A 13,292-nucleotide genomic window follows, 5' to 3' on the forward strand; every position below is an offset into this window, starting at 1 on the left:
GCGAACGACGTCAATACCTCGCGCAAGTATCGCAACTAGCACCGAAACATTCGCACTCCCTCCGCGCGAAGCAGCGCAGCTCACCGCCAGAGGCCCGGGTCATAAGACACTTGATGCCGGAGCGAAGCGATCTGCAGGACGGTGCCGACGCGTGGTCGACCCTGTCTCCAGCGTCCGTGACAGCGAAGTTTCCGAACGCCGCCGGAAATTTCGCCCCACTCTCTCCGGCCGCTCAGCCCGCGACGTCCACGCGGCACACGCCCACGCACCGGCAACGTGTGCTGGCCGTGATACGCACCGTGATCCAGCCGCAGGTCAACAACTACTACGAGTCCCGCCAGGCGTCCCACACGCTCGTGTCCGACGAGAGCGGCCCTGGTCCCCGACGACGTACCCTCTCCTACTTCCACGGCCCGCGCTTCCACGACATCGCGATGGAGTTCGTCCAGGCCGTCGGCGGCTTCGGTACCGTCGACCTGACCAGCGAAAGGGCGTGGGGACGGGCCCTGTTCAACGACCAGGCCCTGGCGGAACGCTGGCAAACCCACCGCCAGGAGCACACCGTTCTCGGGCTGCTGTCGGTCAAGGAGAACCTGCGCCCGACCGCCCGCGCGCGTAGCGCGAGGCGTGGCGGCCGAGGTAGCGCCCGGGGACGGAGACTTCTCCTCCCCGGGCACTGCCCGTCTCCGGTAGGGATGTCGCAAATAGCGGAGGTGGACAAGGGCAGTGCACGGCCCATCACCGGCAGTGGACCTCGGATGCTGTGCACTCCCCCGTCGCGGCGTCGTGCACTCCCGGCCGATGTCGTGCACCGAGTGGAGTCCACCGTCCTGGCATCGGACGCGGTAGAGCCCACTGAGTGGAGTCCACTCCCGAACGGTGGCGCGCCTCGTATCGGTGCGGTGAGCGACAGCTCACCGGGTCGGGGCCGACTCCTCTGCCCTGGTCGGGCTGCGCCGTGTGGTGCTGCTGACTACCCGCGTCGGCGGCCGGATCCTGCTTCGCTTGGTACGCGTGCTTGGTCCGGTCCGCCTGCTCTTCGACCGTGCGGCTGCGGGCCTGGGCTGCGCGGGTGAGGGCGGCGATACGGGCGAGGTTCTGCGGCGAGGTCATCCACGTCGCGGGGTCCGTCGTGCGGCCCTCCAGGTACTCCTGCGGCATCGCGGCCTGCTGGTGGGCGTGGACGGCGGCGGCCCGCCGCGCCGGAGTCCGAGCGGCGGCCCGGCCCGGATGGCCGACTCCGTGCGGCGCGACCTGGTCGTGCTCACCGGTGGGTGGCTCGGCCGGCGCGGTCGCGGCCGGAGCTGCGCCCCGTGCGGGCGGTGTGGTGAGGGCGGCGCGGATCGCGTTCTGCAGGGCGAGGCTGGCAACCTTGGCCCGCTCGTAGCGGCTGGCGGCCCTCGGGGGCTTGCCGTCGGTGCCGGCGATCCACCACCGGTGCGGCCGGGTGAAGTCCGCGGTGTAGGTGAGCTGGTCCGGCGCGGGGGCCCGGCGGCCGGTCTGGGGCACGGTGAGCTGGCGGGAGTGGCGGGCCAGGGCCTGGTCGGCGATGTAGTCGTCCAGGCCGGGCACGAAGGCGCGGCCGCGGAGGGTCTCCAGCAGGTGGCGGCGGGCTTCGGCCAGGACGTGGTGGCGGGCGAAGCTGTTGCGGACGGTGTAGACGACCGCGGCGATGTCGACCGTGGCGAGCGCGGTGTCCACCAGTGGGCTGACTCGGGCCCGGATCGCCTTCCCGGCCGCCCGGCACCGCTCCAGCAGCCCGTCGACCATCGCCTTGCCGAAGCGCAGAACCGCGGAGGTGCGCCACCATGCGCGCAGCTGCTCCAGCGGGCACGGGGTCTTCTTGACGGGTCGGGTGTCCTGCGCCGCCCACCAGCCCAGGCCGTGGCGGGCGCGCTCGCCGGGCAGCCGCCCGTGGTCGCGGACGTACTGGTCGGTGATGCCCTCCAGGGCGTCCTCGATCCGCTGGCAGCGGGTGGGAGACCAGTCGATCAGCTCCTGGTCGACGCCGGCGATCTACCATCACCGGGCGCTGGCCCGGCGTCACCTCGCGGGGCACGGTCGCCAGGCCGAGCTCCTCGCAGACCTCGGTGGTCATGGTGAGGGTGTAGAGCGTCCCGGCGGCCACGATGTTCTTGTAGAGGCGGACGGTGTCCAGAGCGCCCCACACCGGCTCGCCGTCGCCGCCTCTGCGCTGTACGCGGTTCAGGACCAGGCAGTGGTCGTGCAGGAGCGGGAATCCGTCCCGGTTGTCCATGTGCCGGAAGGCCGCGACGACCAGGGCCGGCGTCTCCGCGCGCTGGCGGCCCGAGGACCACCGGGTCTACGCGACCTCGTCCTCCAGCCAGCGCAGAGCGGTGGCGACGGCCCTGGTCGTGTGCCCGCTCGATGACCTGGCGCGTCCTGGCGTCTCCCAGGGCCCACAGCACGGTCAGGGACGCCTGGGGCCGGAAGGTGAGGTCGAGCGTGAGCAGCGGGACCTGCTTGCGCGCCTCGATCTCCTCGACGGCTGTCCCAGAACGGTGGCCCGCCGGGCCGTGGCCGGGTCGGCGCCGTCGTCCAGGAGCTCACGCTCGATCCGGTCAGCGTCCGGGTGCCAGAGCTGCCCGAAAACCAGCTCCATCTGTCGTTCGGTCACCGTCTGCCCGGCGGTGAGCCCGAGCGCGGTCAGGCCGCGCCCCAGCCACACCCCGGGCGGAAGCCCGGTCATCTCCAGGGCGTCCGTCAGGGACTGGCCGACCGGGCGACGGCCGTCCCCGAAGGCAACCCCGCGCACGTAGTAGCGCCACGCATTTCGCCTCTGCACCTTCTCAACACTCAGCATCTCGGCAGCGAACACCGGCTCTGACCTGCGTTGAAAGGCCGGTTCCGTGAGGCGGGAGGGTTCACCAGAACTTCACGGCCGATCCCGCCGGGCGGACACCACCGGGGCCATGCAAATGCTGTGCAACGGCCAGCCCCACACGCCTCACACACCCCGAAAACCGCCAGCAGACGACTCCACCGTCCAACACGCGCACATCTACGCACCGCCCCCACCCGACCGGCCAAGGACGCACCGCCCTGCACCACGTCACCCACCCTCCGCCCCCGGCAACCGCCGGGGGCTTCGTGCTTCCTGGAGGACCCCGTGCCAACCTTCGAGACCCTCCCCCGCTTCACTGCCGACTTCCAGCGCCTCACCCCCACACAACGCTGGCGCTTCCGCCGCGCCGTCCTGGACGCCTTCGTCCCCGACCTGCGCACCGGCCTGTTCCGCCCCGGGCTACGGATCAAGGGCGTCCGGTGCGCCCCGGGCCTCTACGAACTCACCTGGGCGCCAGACGGGCGCGCGACGTGGTCATACGGCCGAGAGGTGTTCGCCGAGGCACGTCACATCGTGTGGCATCGGATCGCGGCCCACAGCATCCTTAACCGGCCCCTGGCCGAAGGCCACCTCGCGGGCCACGGTCGCCGGTTGATTGGCTGATCTTCCCGATGACCAGTAGGAACACAGCGTGGCAGCAACTGAGGCCGTGACCGAGTCGGAGCACCATGGCGCAGTCCGAGGTCTGCCCCGCGAAGCCCACGTTCTATGGTGTGAAGAGCACCGAGGTCCAGGACTGATCAAGCGCCGGGCGCGCCGGTCTCCGCTCGACGCCCCCATACTCGGCGGCCCCACCAGCTGAGGTGGCGCCGCCGAGTATGCGGGCGGCTCTTGCACCGTGGCAGCCGGTTTCTCCGGCGCTGGGTCGGCCGCATCCGTTCTACGGTCGTAGAACGCATCGGCACTCTCGCTGACGGCCTAAGAACTCCTAACGGAATACGCCTGCTCGGGCGTCTTGATCGCCCCGTCATGGATGGTCCGTGTGGTTGCTAGTGTCCGGGCGTGACCCTGACTGACCTCAGCAACGGCTTCCGTGACGACGAACAGAGGCGGCGCGTCCAGGCGGTCATTCATGATCGCCTGGCAGACGACCGCGATCCGCAGGAGTGTCGCTTCCTCATGCGGTTCTGATGGCAGCTGAGCATGTCGTACCGCGAGGTGTCGATGCGGGATCTGAGTCTGAACGTCGGACAGGAGAAGCTTGAGGCGCTTGAGGCGCTGATCAACGCCATCAGGTCGTCCCATGCTCAGATCGACGCCTGGACTGCGGGAGCCGAGCGGGTCTTCCCGGTTGTTGAAGATCGTGGCTTTCGGGGTTTCTCGGGCAGCGAGAGCTAGGACGTCGGCAGCTTCTTCAACCGTCGCCAGCAGACGAGACTGCAGGCGAGGCTGAGGAAGGCTTCGTGGATGTCGTCGCGTATCTCCCAGCGGATCCGCAGCCACGGAACCAGTGCAGGTGAGCGAACGCGCGTTCCACGACCCAGCGTGGGTGCCGAGGCCGGAGCCGTGCTCGGTGCCGCGGCGGGCGATCAGCGGTTTCACTCCGAGGTTCCAGACCAGGCGGCGGTACTTGTCGTGATCGTAGCCGCGGTCGGCGAGCACCATGTCCGGGCGCCGCCGGGGCCGGCCGCGCTTGCCCTGCACGGGCGGCACGGCCTGGAGCAGTGGGAACAGCTGGGTGACGTCGTTGCGGTTGCCGCCGGTCAAAGAGGCGGCGAGTGGGATGCCGGTGGCGTCGGTGATCAGGTGATGCTTGTTGCCCGTCCTGCCCCGGTCGACGGGGCTTCGTCCTGTCTTGGAGCCCCCTTTAGCGCCCGGATGTGGGAGCCGTCGACCGCCGCCAGGGAGAAGTCCAGAGCGTTCGCACCGCGGAGCTTGGCGAGCAGGATCTCGTGCAGCCGGGGCCACACACCGGCCTCGGTCCACTCGGCCAGCCGGCGCCAGCAGGTCATGCCCGAGGCGAAGCCGAGTTCCTGCGGCAGGTGTTCCCAGGCGATCCCGGTGTGCAGAACGAACAGGATGCCCTGGAACACCAGCCGGTCAGGATACCGCTTGCGCCCGGGGTGCCGGGCCTGACGCTCGACCTTGGGCAGCAGTGGCTCGATCACCGCCCACAGTTCGTCGTCGACTTCCCATGGCTTCGGCCGCGCCCACCCTGCACCCCGGGATCGTCAGTTCCGGAGCGGTCCAACCACCTCGAAGATCATTTCGCTAGGAGTTCTTACCAGGCTTCATCGGCCATGTGGGAGTCGGCTCATGTGCTCGCGCCGCGATGGTGAAAACCGGCTTCGCGCCTATGGGGGCATTCACCGTTGGGCCGGTGCGGCCTACGATGCGGGTGGGGAGTTGGCTGGCAGGCCGGCCGCCGGGGTTGCGAGTCGGGAGGGGGCTGCGGAAATGAGCACGCCTCGGCGACCTGTCTCGTTCGTGCGTCGTGCGCTGTGCCGGCTTGGGGTCCACGCGTATCGGCGCGTCCTGGCTGACGAGAGCAGTCGCGCTTCCCAACCGTGCCTTCATGAATGGCGGTGTGCGTGCTGCGATCGGCTGCAGCGTTCCGGTGTGATGCACCAGTACGGGCGCGAGGAATCAAGGGATTCATCGTGCCGGAAGGTTGTGGCCTGCGTTCGCTGCGGGCACGAAGCCGGGTGGGTCCGGCACGAGAACGACCTCGTGGCAGTGGACGCCCTCCCCGTGGCGCAGCGCCCGGACTATGTCACCCCGAACCGAAGTGCCACCCCCTGCGACTTCGCACAGATCTGTCGGCGATGCGGCGAGACAGCCAGCGAGGTCGTCACCGAACACGCCTGGGACAACGAGTGGTGGGGAGGCCGGTGCCGGCGATGCGGCCGGCGGTGGGTCGACGACGGGGACTGACCGGCCGAGGCGCCGGGAAGCCCAGTGACGCGTGAGCCTGCCGCCGCTACCGCCGCCCGTCTCGGGTGCGAGCCAGCGGCGATCCTTCTGCCTGGCCCTCTGGGAGACGCAGGATCTTTGGCGCGCCCGGGCGAGTCATTCCGACGGACGTGAACGTCGCCGCCACCACCGTGGCGGCGGCCGTGAACGCGACAACCAGCCACACACCCCCGACCGGGGCGTTCGTCTGCGGCTGGGCGAACCCTCCGGGCGCCGCGTACACCACGAGCCGGTCGCCCGCCTCCGCGTCGGCCGGGCAAGCCTCGCCCAGCGCAATGAAGTCCGACTCCCTGAGGGTCCGTTTCAGTTCGGTGCCGTCGAGCCGCTCCAGCGAGCACTCCCACCAGTAACCGGCAACTTCCCCCGTCGGTGCGTTTCTCTCATGCCTGACAGTGTCCGTGACGACAGTCTCTATAGGCTTGCCCCATACGTCGAGCACGGCCTGGTCGAGGAACGTCAGCAACCCGAAGGCCAGCAGGCACTCCGCAACTGCGGCCACACCGAAGTGCCGCGGACCAAGGTGGATGAAACACGCGGCGATCAGTGCGAACCCCATGCCGAGAACCAACAGCGTCGCGACAACCACCACCGCCGGGTGAGGCCACCATGCGGGCAGGAGCACTACCGCGACCACGGCCAGCCCGCACATCAGCACCGAAGCGGTGACCCCCACCAGCGCACCGGCCACCCACAACCGCAGTCTCCCGCTCACCGCCACCCCCCGCACCGTCCAAGCGTCCCGTGCGCTCTCATTCCCAGGCTGTGAGCGGCCCGACCCATCTGGGAGCGACTAACCCATGTCGTACCGACCCGCGTAGGAAGCCCGGGCACGACCCGCTCCGGAGGATCGCAAGAACTTGGGGACTGGCGACTACTGAACGTCACTGCTGCTCATGGTCACGCGGAATTGCTCGAAACCGCGGATCCTAGAGGTGACGCGCCCGCTGCCGGCCTCCGTGAGGAAGGCGCGGGTACGGCGCACAACCCACGGGTCGATATCCACGGTCACCACGCGGCCGTCGGGGCCAATGACGTGGGCGATCAGCTCGGTGTTGTAGCCGCCAGACTCTGCGCGCCCTCTGCCATATCCCTGCGCATCCCGCTGACATCTACTCTGCGCATGACACGCGTCGTCGTGCGGCTTGCCCCGTAGCCAACGCCGACCCTCGGGGTCGTCGGCCTCCACTTCCCGGATATGGCGGATCAACTCGGCGGACCCAGGCGAGCTGAGGATGGCCAACATCTGCTTTCGGGTGGCGAGTTGGATGCGGTCGACGAGCCGGGTCGCGCCGTCGCTTAGCAGCGACACGGAGGTCAGCGAGTCCAGCGCGAGGGCTTCGGTGAGGCGTGTTCAGCCGCTCGCGGGTCAGGTCCGGCGATCCAGAAGCCGTCCGGCCGGTTGCGGAGTACCGTCAGCGCGTCGCGGTACTCGGCCAGGGCGGCGGCGTGCTCGGGTGGGCCGGTGGGTGGCTCAGAACTCTGTGGCACGCACTACCTCGGCCCTGGAGCAGCCACATCGGCCGGGCAAGACCTCGCTGCCCGGCCGCTGCCGCTCAGACATTAGTTGGCGCTGAATCCTCTCTGTACGCGAAGCCGCGGCAGAGGGGGCGGCGTCCTCGCTGGACGCAGGTCAGTGGGGTGTTGGCCAGGACCCGGCGCAGGATGCCCCAGGAGAGGTCGGACTCGGTGGCGAAGGGGCGCTGCTCCTTGGACTCCTCGTCGATGTAGTTGAAGGAGTCACGGCTGTAGCTGTCACCGTCCTCGTCCTCGACGCCGGTCTGCTCCGGGTTGAGGTAGACGTGGAAGCTGGCGCCGAAGTCGGCGGAGGCGTTCATGTAGCCGGGGCCGGTGGAGCCGCCGCCGCCATCCATCGGGCAGTACACCCGGTGCACGGCGTAGTTGTCCCTGGACAGCCAGGCGCACTGGCCGGGGGTGAGGGTCAGCAGGCCGAGTTTGCGGGCGTCCCAGTCGAGGTGCTCGTAGACCATGACGTCGAGCTGGCCGGCGAGGCAGAAGACGATGCCGGTGGTGTGGCCGTGGGGGTGGAGGTGGCCGTGTTCGGCGGCCAGGTGGTCGTAGTCGCCCCGGCCGGTGCAGGCGACGCGGATGTACGGCGGGTGGGTCGTGTCGTGGTTGTACTTCTCCACCAGGATCTGCGCAGTAGTCCCACCTTCTCGCCGGGTGCGGTGGCGGGGGCGAGGTGTTGCGCATCGCCTCGATCTCCCACGCCGACAGGCGCAGGTCCTCGGCCTTGCGCGCGAGGTCCATGACGGCCGGGGGGATCATCAGCTGGCGGGCGTACTCGTCGAAGGACGTGGCCTGCCCGATCACGAGGGACGGGGCGGCCTCGGCACCCCTGAGGCGCAGCTGCCGTTCTTCTTCTTTGGTGATGTGGAAGGGGTACTGTGCATCGCCGTATTCCGGTTGTCCGGCGGGTGTCTGGGCGGTGGTCAGGCTCATCAGTGGGAACTCCTTTGTGTGTATGTGTGCCGCGGCTCGGCGCGGCACACATACAGGTCGCGCTGAGCTGGGCTGGACTGGTGAGGCGGGTGTTCGGGGTTGACGTACCGGCGTGGGTGTACTGGGGCGGCGCACTCCGTCCGGGCGGGTGCGACGCAGGTGCGGGCACAGATGGCGGCTCGGCACATGGCGGGTCAGCTCGCGCCGGCTGCGATGCGATGCGCTCAACGGCCCCTGAGTGATCCGGTGACCCGTCCGCGCTTACGGATCCGGAGATGTTGACGCCGCTTCGGTGGCCGCCCGCCACTGCGAGGGGACGGCTGCGCGCGAGTGAGGCACCGCCCTGCGCAGTCGGTGCGCGCCTTGCAGGGGCGGTGTCTCTGGTGGCGTGTCAGTGGCTGGGCAGGCGGGTGGCCCTGAGGCCGTCGAGGGGGTACTCCTGGGGCAGGCGAGCCGGGTCGCCCGGCACGGTGATCAGCACGGTGATCGGCCGGGACGTACCCGCGGCGAGGAACTGGTCGCCCACCGAGTCCAGGTATGCCTTGCCGTCCTGGGCGATGACCTCCACGCCGGATGCTTCGGCTTTCGCGCCCTTGACCGTCGGCAGGTCGAAGGAGATGCGGAACTTCCTGACGTCCTCCGCCGTGCCGCTGTCCTTGCCGATGGCGGTGAGCGTGAGGTCGAAGCTGTAGAACCGGCCCCGGGGCTCGCTGTTCTCCCATGTCCGGTTGAACTTCTTCGTCACGGTGATCTCGTCGTAACTGGGCGGGACGGGCAGAGGAGTGATGCGCCCGGCGCCGTTCATGATCTCCAGGTTGCCGACGGGCACCCTGCCCCGTCCGATGCGCTGCGAGTGGTCGGGGCTCGTCGCTGTGGTCAGGTCGAGGTGGTTGACGTTGCCGGCGGAGTCGACGGCGTAGAAGTTGCCGTCCTGGTCGAAGAAGGTGGCCGAGTACGCCTTGCGGGAGCCTGCCGCGGTGCTGGCTTGCGCGGGCGGGAAGACACCTTGCTTGAGGACGGTCTTCATGGGCTGGCGGCTCGGGTCGATGAGCAGCAGGTCGCCGTTGTCGCCCTCCACTGAGTACAGTCGTCCGTTCTTGGGGTGGTAGGCGAAGTCGTCCCACCGGCCGCCTCCCGGTGCGTTGCGGGGTGCGGCCTTGCCGGCTGCCACGTCGATGGCGTAGCTGGGTGTGCCGGGGTTGCTGACGGCGAAAAGGGTCTTGCCGTCGGGATCCATGTCGCCGTCGAACCAGGGCCCGTCGGGCAGCCCGTCGATGACCTGTTCCTTCAGGGTGCCGGCCGCCACGTCGATGGTGATGAGCTTGTTGCGGCTCACCGCCAGCAGCAAGGGCTCGGTGTCGTCGCCGCGGTACTGCGCCCCCATGGCGGTGTAGCCGGCCTCGCAGGGCCGCACGTTCTCAACGACGCGGGTGTCACCATCGATGGGGTCGAAGCGGTAGATCCGGGTGTGGGTCCTGCCGACGGCGAGATACACCTTCCGGTGAGCCATGAAACCAAACGTCCTTCCATGCGACTTCGGAACGCTTCAAGAACTGCCCCTGATCCACACCGACAAGCACGCTAGGTATTAGTTCGAATACAATAAGCCACAACGGCCAACAGCAGGAGCACCACTCATAAGAGCGACGCTGCATCCGGTCAACCAGGGGTACCGGGGGCATCTGACTGAAGAACGCGCGGGCCGCCGCCCGGAAGGCGCAGGAGATCGAGCAGCGGCGTGCCGGGGGTATGCCGGTCGAGTCATCGGCCGGGGCTCTGTCGGACGAGCGGCGCGAGCAGCTGGAGGACATCGACGTCTCCTGGTGCCCGAGCTGGCCGGTGACCTGGCAGCGGTGCTTCCACCTCGTCCGGCTCCACCTGGACGCCGGTGAGGCGCTGCCCACCGAGGCGGGCGACGTCGTGCGCCAAGGCGAAGACCTCGAGCGGTGGGTGCAGTCGGTCCGGCTCGGCTGGGACCAGCTCACGACCGTGCAGCAGTGGATGTGCGAGCAGGCCCTCGGGATCGAGCCCGCCAGCGAGGACGAGAAGCCGAAGCCACGCCGTACACAGGGAGGTGTTTTCAACCTGACGTGGCGGGGCGTAGTTGGGTGGAGGGTCGGTGTCCGGACGTGAAGCTCCTGGTAGACGAGTGATTGTCGAGAACAACTGTCCTGCCAGGAGCTTCCGCGTGCTTGTCTACCCGTCCGGCGTCGATGTGTCCACCTCGACCCTGCGCTACCTCTCCACCCGCCTTCGCGCCCGCCACCGCGAGATGGGGACAAGATGGCGCCGGTTGCCCGCCGGACGGCAGGCCCTGCTTGTGCTCGCGCGCCTGCGGAGCGGCCACACCTATGCCCAGCTCGCGGCGGGGTTCGGCGTAGGCACCACCACCGCGTACCGCTACATCGACGAAGCCATCAAGGTCCTGGCCGCACTCGCCCCCACCCTCGCCGAAACGATGAGGCCCACCTCGACCAAGGCGTTCGTGCTCCTGGACGGCACGCTGCTGCCGATCGACCGCATCGCCGCCGACCGGCCCCTCTACTTCCGGGAAACACAAGAAACACGGCATCAACGTGCAGGTCATCACCGACGCGGCCGGACGATTGCTGTGGGCCTCACCCGCGCTGCCCGGAGCGGTCCACCACACGACCATGATCAACAGTCAACAGCTCAACGTCTACCATGCACGTGCTCGTAAGGGGACATCAATGTCTTGGATCAGGCGTGTCGCCCGTCACCAACCTGTCCGGGCCAATACAGCTAGGCCCGTTCCCTCTCTTGACCGGCAGAGTTCAGCTGCCAGTGTGAGGTTCCTGCCCGAAAGGAACGAGATTGATGGTCAGTACGTGCGCCGCCGAGTTCAGCGTATAGGCGACAGCCCGGCCCACCTCGCGAGGCGGCATCTGCGGAATCCTGTCCCCTTCGAAGGCATACCCGAAGGCCTTGCTGGCGGCCGCCGAAGCCCGGGCCACCGCAGGATTGTCGTAGAGTCCCGTGTCGACGACGCCGGGATTCACCTCGGTGACGTGGATGCCGCGCTGGTTCAACTCCAGAGCCAACGTACGTACAGCGTGATGCAGGCCGGCTTTGGCGCTGGCGTGCGAATACCCAAAAGGATACGCGCGAATACCACTCATGGAGCCGATGACAATCAGCCGCGTGCGTTCCTGTCCTGCAATCCGCGGAATGATCTTCTGCACCAGTAGCAGGAGAGTGGTCACTACGGCATCGAACTCCTGGGCAGGGAAACCGATGGGTGTCCGCTCGACGGGAAGATACGGATTATCGTCGGGAATCTTGTAGTTCGCCGCACCCAACCCGGCGGAGTGGACGACATCCACGTGCCTTCCCTCAGGAATGCCATCCACCATCCTCTGCACAGACGAGGGATCAGACAGATCGACAGGAGAAATCGAAACCTTCGCGGATCCGCACATGTCCAGAATGGACTGCCGCACCCGGGAGAGTTTGGCTTCCGAACTGGACGCGATTACCACGGAGCGTCCCGTCATGGCCACTTCCAGGGCGACGCACGCGCCGATGTTCGGCTTGCAAGACCGAGAGGTGTAGATGTTCTCGGTTTCGTTCAAGCCCTCGGCCGACCGGAAACCGGCACCAGTCACCAGCACCACACCGTCGTTCGCCATCACGCTAACCCTCCTCGTACGCTTTGCGGATTGCTCCACGGGGAAATTCGACCGTCGCCTAGGTCAACAAACCCAAATGGCGATCAAGGGATTTCGGTCGGTTCTTCTCCGGATGAGAGGACGTGTAGAAGTTCATCGCCAGCACCACACGTACGTCTCCCTCCTCCCTGAGGGCATTGACGTAGTGGCTGTGGTACCGGCCGTCGAAGAAGATCGCGTGCCCGGCCACCGGGTAGATGCGCGTGCAGTCGGCGTCGACCTCTTCACAGCTACGCACATCCCCCCTGTTCGAGACCAGGAGTTCACCGCCCGAGCCCCGGGGGTGGTCTGTCACGTAGAGGAGCCCGCTCAGCGGGTTCCAGTCAACGTGACACTCATATCGCTCCTGAGTGCCTCGCTGCACATTCAGGGTGAGTCCGGTGCGGACATCCGTCGCTGTTGTCACTTCTTCCTTGGTCAGGGTCTGTGCCATGTCGCGAAGTTGCTGCCGGTACAGGGAATACAGCCACGGCAGTTCTTCGGCGATACTACCGCCGTCCACAGTGTGCACGGGAATTCGTGATTCGCTGTCCGCTTCCCGTGAGGTCGCGTAGGAGGGCACCAGGTACTTGTCCTTGGCACTCACGTGCGCCACTTCGAGAACTTCCCGCTGCCACCCCTCGGGAAGAAAACGTGACCTCAGATCGAACGAATGCCACGGGAAGGGGAGCGTGTGAGTTTCCGTCACTGGAACCTCCTTGTGCAGTACGGGCGCGGCAGCAGAACGTACACCGGAGGACCGGGAATGCGGTGATCCGGATCATTTGCTAATTCTGCTCATTTGAAGTAGAGCACAGGGCCGTTCTCGCCGTCCATGGGTCAACGGGGGTTTTCCACTATTGTCCTGATCTGGCCAGGTGCAGGGCGAAAACTGCCTGGCCGAGAGCGGTGATCCGAGGAGTCGAGCACCGGATCTTGCGAAGGAATCGCCAGAATTTGCGAGGGGCTATAATTTGTTCGATAAGTGCGCGGATCTTCGTGTGGGAGCGGTCGGCGGCCTTCTGGCCGACGGAAAGGGCCTCCCAGGGGTCCTGGCAGAGGATGCGGACCGGTTTGATTCCCGGGGGTGAATTATTGGTAGATCGGGTGCCGAGCGGCCTGGCGTGTCGGACTTTTTCAGAAGTCGGGTGAACGTTGCAGCGGGTAGGTTGGGATGCGTGACCTGGTCTTTGCGTGCCGAGTGAGACTGGGTTCGCTGCAGGCATCTCCAGGCCGAGAAGGTTCGACTGGCGTCTTATTGGTCAAGTTGGTTCTATATATCTGGCAGGTGGGGCTACCTGCGTCCTTTGATGCGGGGGCGACGGCGGGTTTGGCGAGGTAGCCGAGCGGGACTACATCGAAAGGTTTCCGGCATTGCATTCGGT

Annotated in this window: 11 protein-coding genes and 7 pseudogenes; 5 read left to right on the forward strand and 13 right to left on the reverse strand. The window is 67.4% G+C overall.

Annotated elements, in window-relative coordinates; all coding sequences use genetic code 11:
* Positions 1-738: 738 nt before the first annotated feature.
* The 4 genes and pseudogenes from V1J52_RS11535 to V1J52_RS11545 form a co-directional block, all read right to left on the reverse strand.
* Entirely contained in the window at positions 739-1,770 is a 1,032-nt protein-coding gene (locus V1J52_RS11535) for a hypothetical protein (protein ID WP_330139626.1), read from the reverse strand.
* Between the two features lie 81 nt (positions 1,771-1,851).
* A pseudogene (locus tag V1J52_RS26130) lies at positions 1,852-2,016 on the reverse strand (MobF family relaxase); the annotation flags it as partial.
* Positions 2,017-2,110: 94 nt separating this feature from the next.
* Positions 2,111-2,257 (reverse strand): annotated as a pseudogene (locus tag V1J52_RS11540) (relaxase domain-containing protein); the annotation flags it as partial.
* Positions 2,258-2,431: 174 nt separating this feature from the next.
* Entirely contained in the window at positions 2,432-2,824 is a 393-nt protein-coding gene (locus V1J52_RS11545; protein ID WP_330139627.1) for a relaxase domain-containing protein, read from the reverse strand.
* A gap of 306 nt (positions 2,825-3,130) precedes the next feature.
* Between V1J52_RS11545 and V1J52_RS11550 the strand changes: the two genes are divergently transcribed.
* From V1J52_RS11550 to V1J52_RS11560, 3 genes are all read left to right on the forward strand, one after another.
* Positions 3,131-3,469 carry a hypothetical protein gene (locus V1J52_RS11550; RefSeq protein WP_330139628.1) on the forward strand — a complete coding sequence of 113 codons (339 nt, stop codon included), beginning with the start codon at positions 3,131-3,133 and terminating at the stop codon, positions 3,467-3,469.
* A gap of 399 nt (positions 3,470-3,868) precedes the next feature.
* Positions 3,869-3,997, forward strand: a complete 129-nt coding sequence (locus tag V1J52_RS11555; protein ID WP_330139629.1) for a hypothetical protein — start codon at positions 3,869-3,871, stop codon at positions 3,995-3,997.
* A 12-nt stretch (positions 3,998-4,009) separates the two neighbouring features.
* Positions 4,010-4,204: a hypothetical protein gene (locus V1J52_RS11560; protein ID WP_330139630.1), complete on the forward strand. Its 195-nt coding sequence runs from the start codon at positions 4,010-4,012 to the stop codon at positions 4,202-4,204.
* Here V1J52_RS11560 and V1J52_RS11565 read toward each other — a convergent pair.
* From V1J52_RS11565 to V1J52_RS11590, 6 genes and pseudogenes are all read right to left on the reverse strand, one after another.
* A pseudogene (locus V1J52_RS11565) lies at positions 4,201-4,983 on the reverse strand (IS5 family transposase). The gene V1J52_RS11560 and the pseudogene V1J52_RS11565 overlap by 4 nt on opposite strands.
* Positions 4,984-5,786: 803 nt before the next feature.
* Positions 5,787-6,467, reverse strand: a complete 681-nt coding sequence (locus V1J52_RS11570; RefSeq protein ID WP_330139631.1) for a hypothetical protein — start codon at positions 6,465-6,467, stop codon at positions 5,787-5,789.
* Between the two features lie 240 nt (positions 6,468-6,707).
* Positions 6,708-6,851: pseudogene (locus tag V1J52_RS11575) on the reverse strand (SAM-dependent methyltransferase); the annotation flags it as partial.
* A gap of 54 nt (positions 6,852-6,905) precedes the next feature.
* Positions 6,906-7,246 (reverse strand): annotated as a pseudogene (locus tag V1J52_RS11580) (integrase); the annotation flags it as partial.
* A gap of 86 nt (positions 7,247-7,332) precedes the next feature.
* Positions 7,333-7,926 (reverse strand): cupin domain-containing protein, encoded by a 594-nt coding sequence (locus V1J52_RS11585; RefSeq protein WP_330139632.1) that lies wholly within the window; start codon positions 7,924-7,926, stop codon positions 7,333-7,335.
* 704 nt (positions 7,927-8,630) lie between these two features.
* On the reverse strand, positions 8,631-9,749 hold the full coding sequence (locus V1J52_RS11590; RefSeq protein WP_330139633.1) for a YncE family protein: 1,119 nt from the start codon (positions 9,747-9,749) through the stop codon (positions 8,631-8,633).
* Positions 9,750-9,988: 239 nt separating this feature from the next.
* On the opposite strand from V1J52_RS11590, the gene V1J52_RS11595 reads away from it, so the two are divergent.
* Together V1J52_RS11595 and V1J52_RS11600 are read left to right on the forward strand one after the other, a co-directional pair.
* The gene (locus tag V1J52_RS11595; protein WP_443075801.1) at positions 9,989-10,372 is read left to right on the forward strand and encodes a hypothetical protein; all 384 of its coding nucleotides are present in this window, start codon (positions 9,989-9,991) and stop codon (positions 10,370-10,372) included.
* A 55-nt stretch (positions 10,373-10,427) separates the two neighbouring features.
* Positions 10,428-10,884 (forward strand): annotated as a pseudogene (locus V1J52_RS11600) (transposase family protein); the annotation flags it as partial.
* A 150-nt stretch (positions 10,885-11,034) separates the two neighbouring features.
* On the opposite strand, the gene V1J52_RS11605 reads toward V1J52_RS11600, so the two are convergent.
* The 3 genes and pseudogenes from V1J52_RS11605 to V1J52_RS11615 all read right to left on the reverse strand — a co-directional run.
* On the reverse strand, positions 11,035-11,889 hold the full coding sequence (locus tag V1J52_RS11605; RefSeq protein ID WP_330140096.1) for an SDR family oxidoreductase: 855 nt from the start codon (positions 11,887-11,889) through the stop codon (positions 11,035-11,037).
* Between the two features lie 58 nt (positions 11,890-11,947).
* Positions 11,948-12,616 (reverse strand): 2OG-Fe(II) oxygenase, encoded by a 669-nt coding sequence (locus tag V1J52_RS11610; protein ID WP_330139634.1) that lies wholly within the window; start codon positions 12,614-12,616, stop codon positions 11,948-11,950.
* A 148-nt stretch (positions 12,617-12,764) separates the two neighbouring features.
* Positions 12,765-12,953: pseudogene (locus tag V1J52_RS11615) on the reverse strand (IS5/IS1182 family transposase); the annotation flags it as partial.
* Positions 12,954-13,292: the final 339 nt, after the last annotated feature.

The organism is Streptomyces solitudinis, assembly GCF_036323765.1.
GTDB lineage: Bacteria > Actinomycetota > Actinomycetes > Streptomycetales > Streptomycetaceae > Streptomyces.

Coding starts and splice junctions, on each gene's coding strand:
- V1J52_RS11535 (WP_330139626.1), bottom strand. CDS start 1,770: ATGGTCGACGGGCTGCTGGAGCGGTGCCGGGCGGCCGGGAAGGCGATC.
- V1J52_RS11545 (WP_330139627.1), bottom strand. CDS start 2,824: ATGCTGAGTGTTGAGAAGGTGCAGAGGCGAAATGCGTGGCGCTACTAC.
- V1J52_RS11560 (WP_330139630.1), top strand. CDS start 4,010: ATGTCGTACCGCGAGGTGTCGATGCGGGATCTGAGTCTGAACGTCGGA.
- V1J52_RS11590 (WP_330139633.1), bottom strand. CDS start 9,749: ATGGCTCACCGGAAGGTGTATCTCGCCGTCGGCAGGACCCACACCCGG.
- V1J52_RS11595 (WP_443075801.1), top strand. CDS start 9,989: ATGCCGGTCGAGTCATCGGCCGGGGCTCTGTCGGACGAGCGGCGCGAG.
- V1J52_RS11605 (WP_330140096.1), bottom strand. CDS start 11,889: ATGGCGAACGACGGTGTGGTGCTGGTGACTGGTGCCGGTTTCCGGTCG.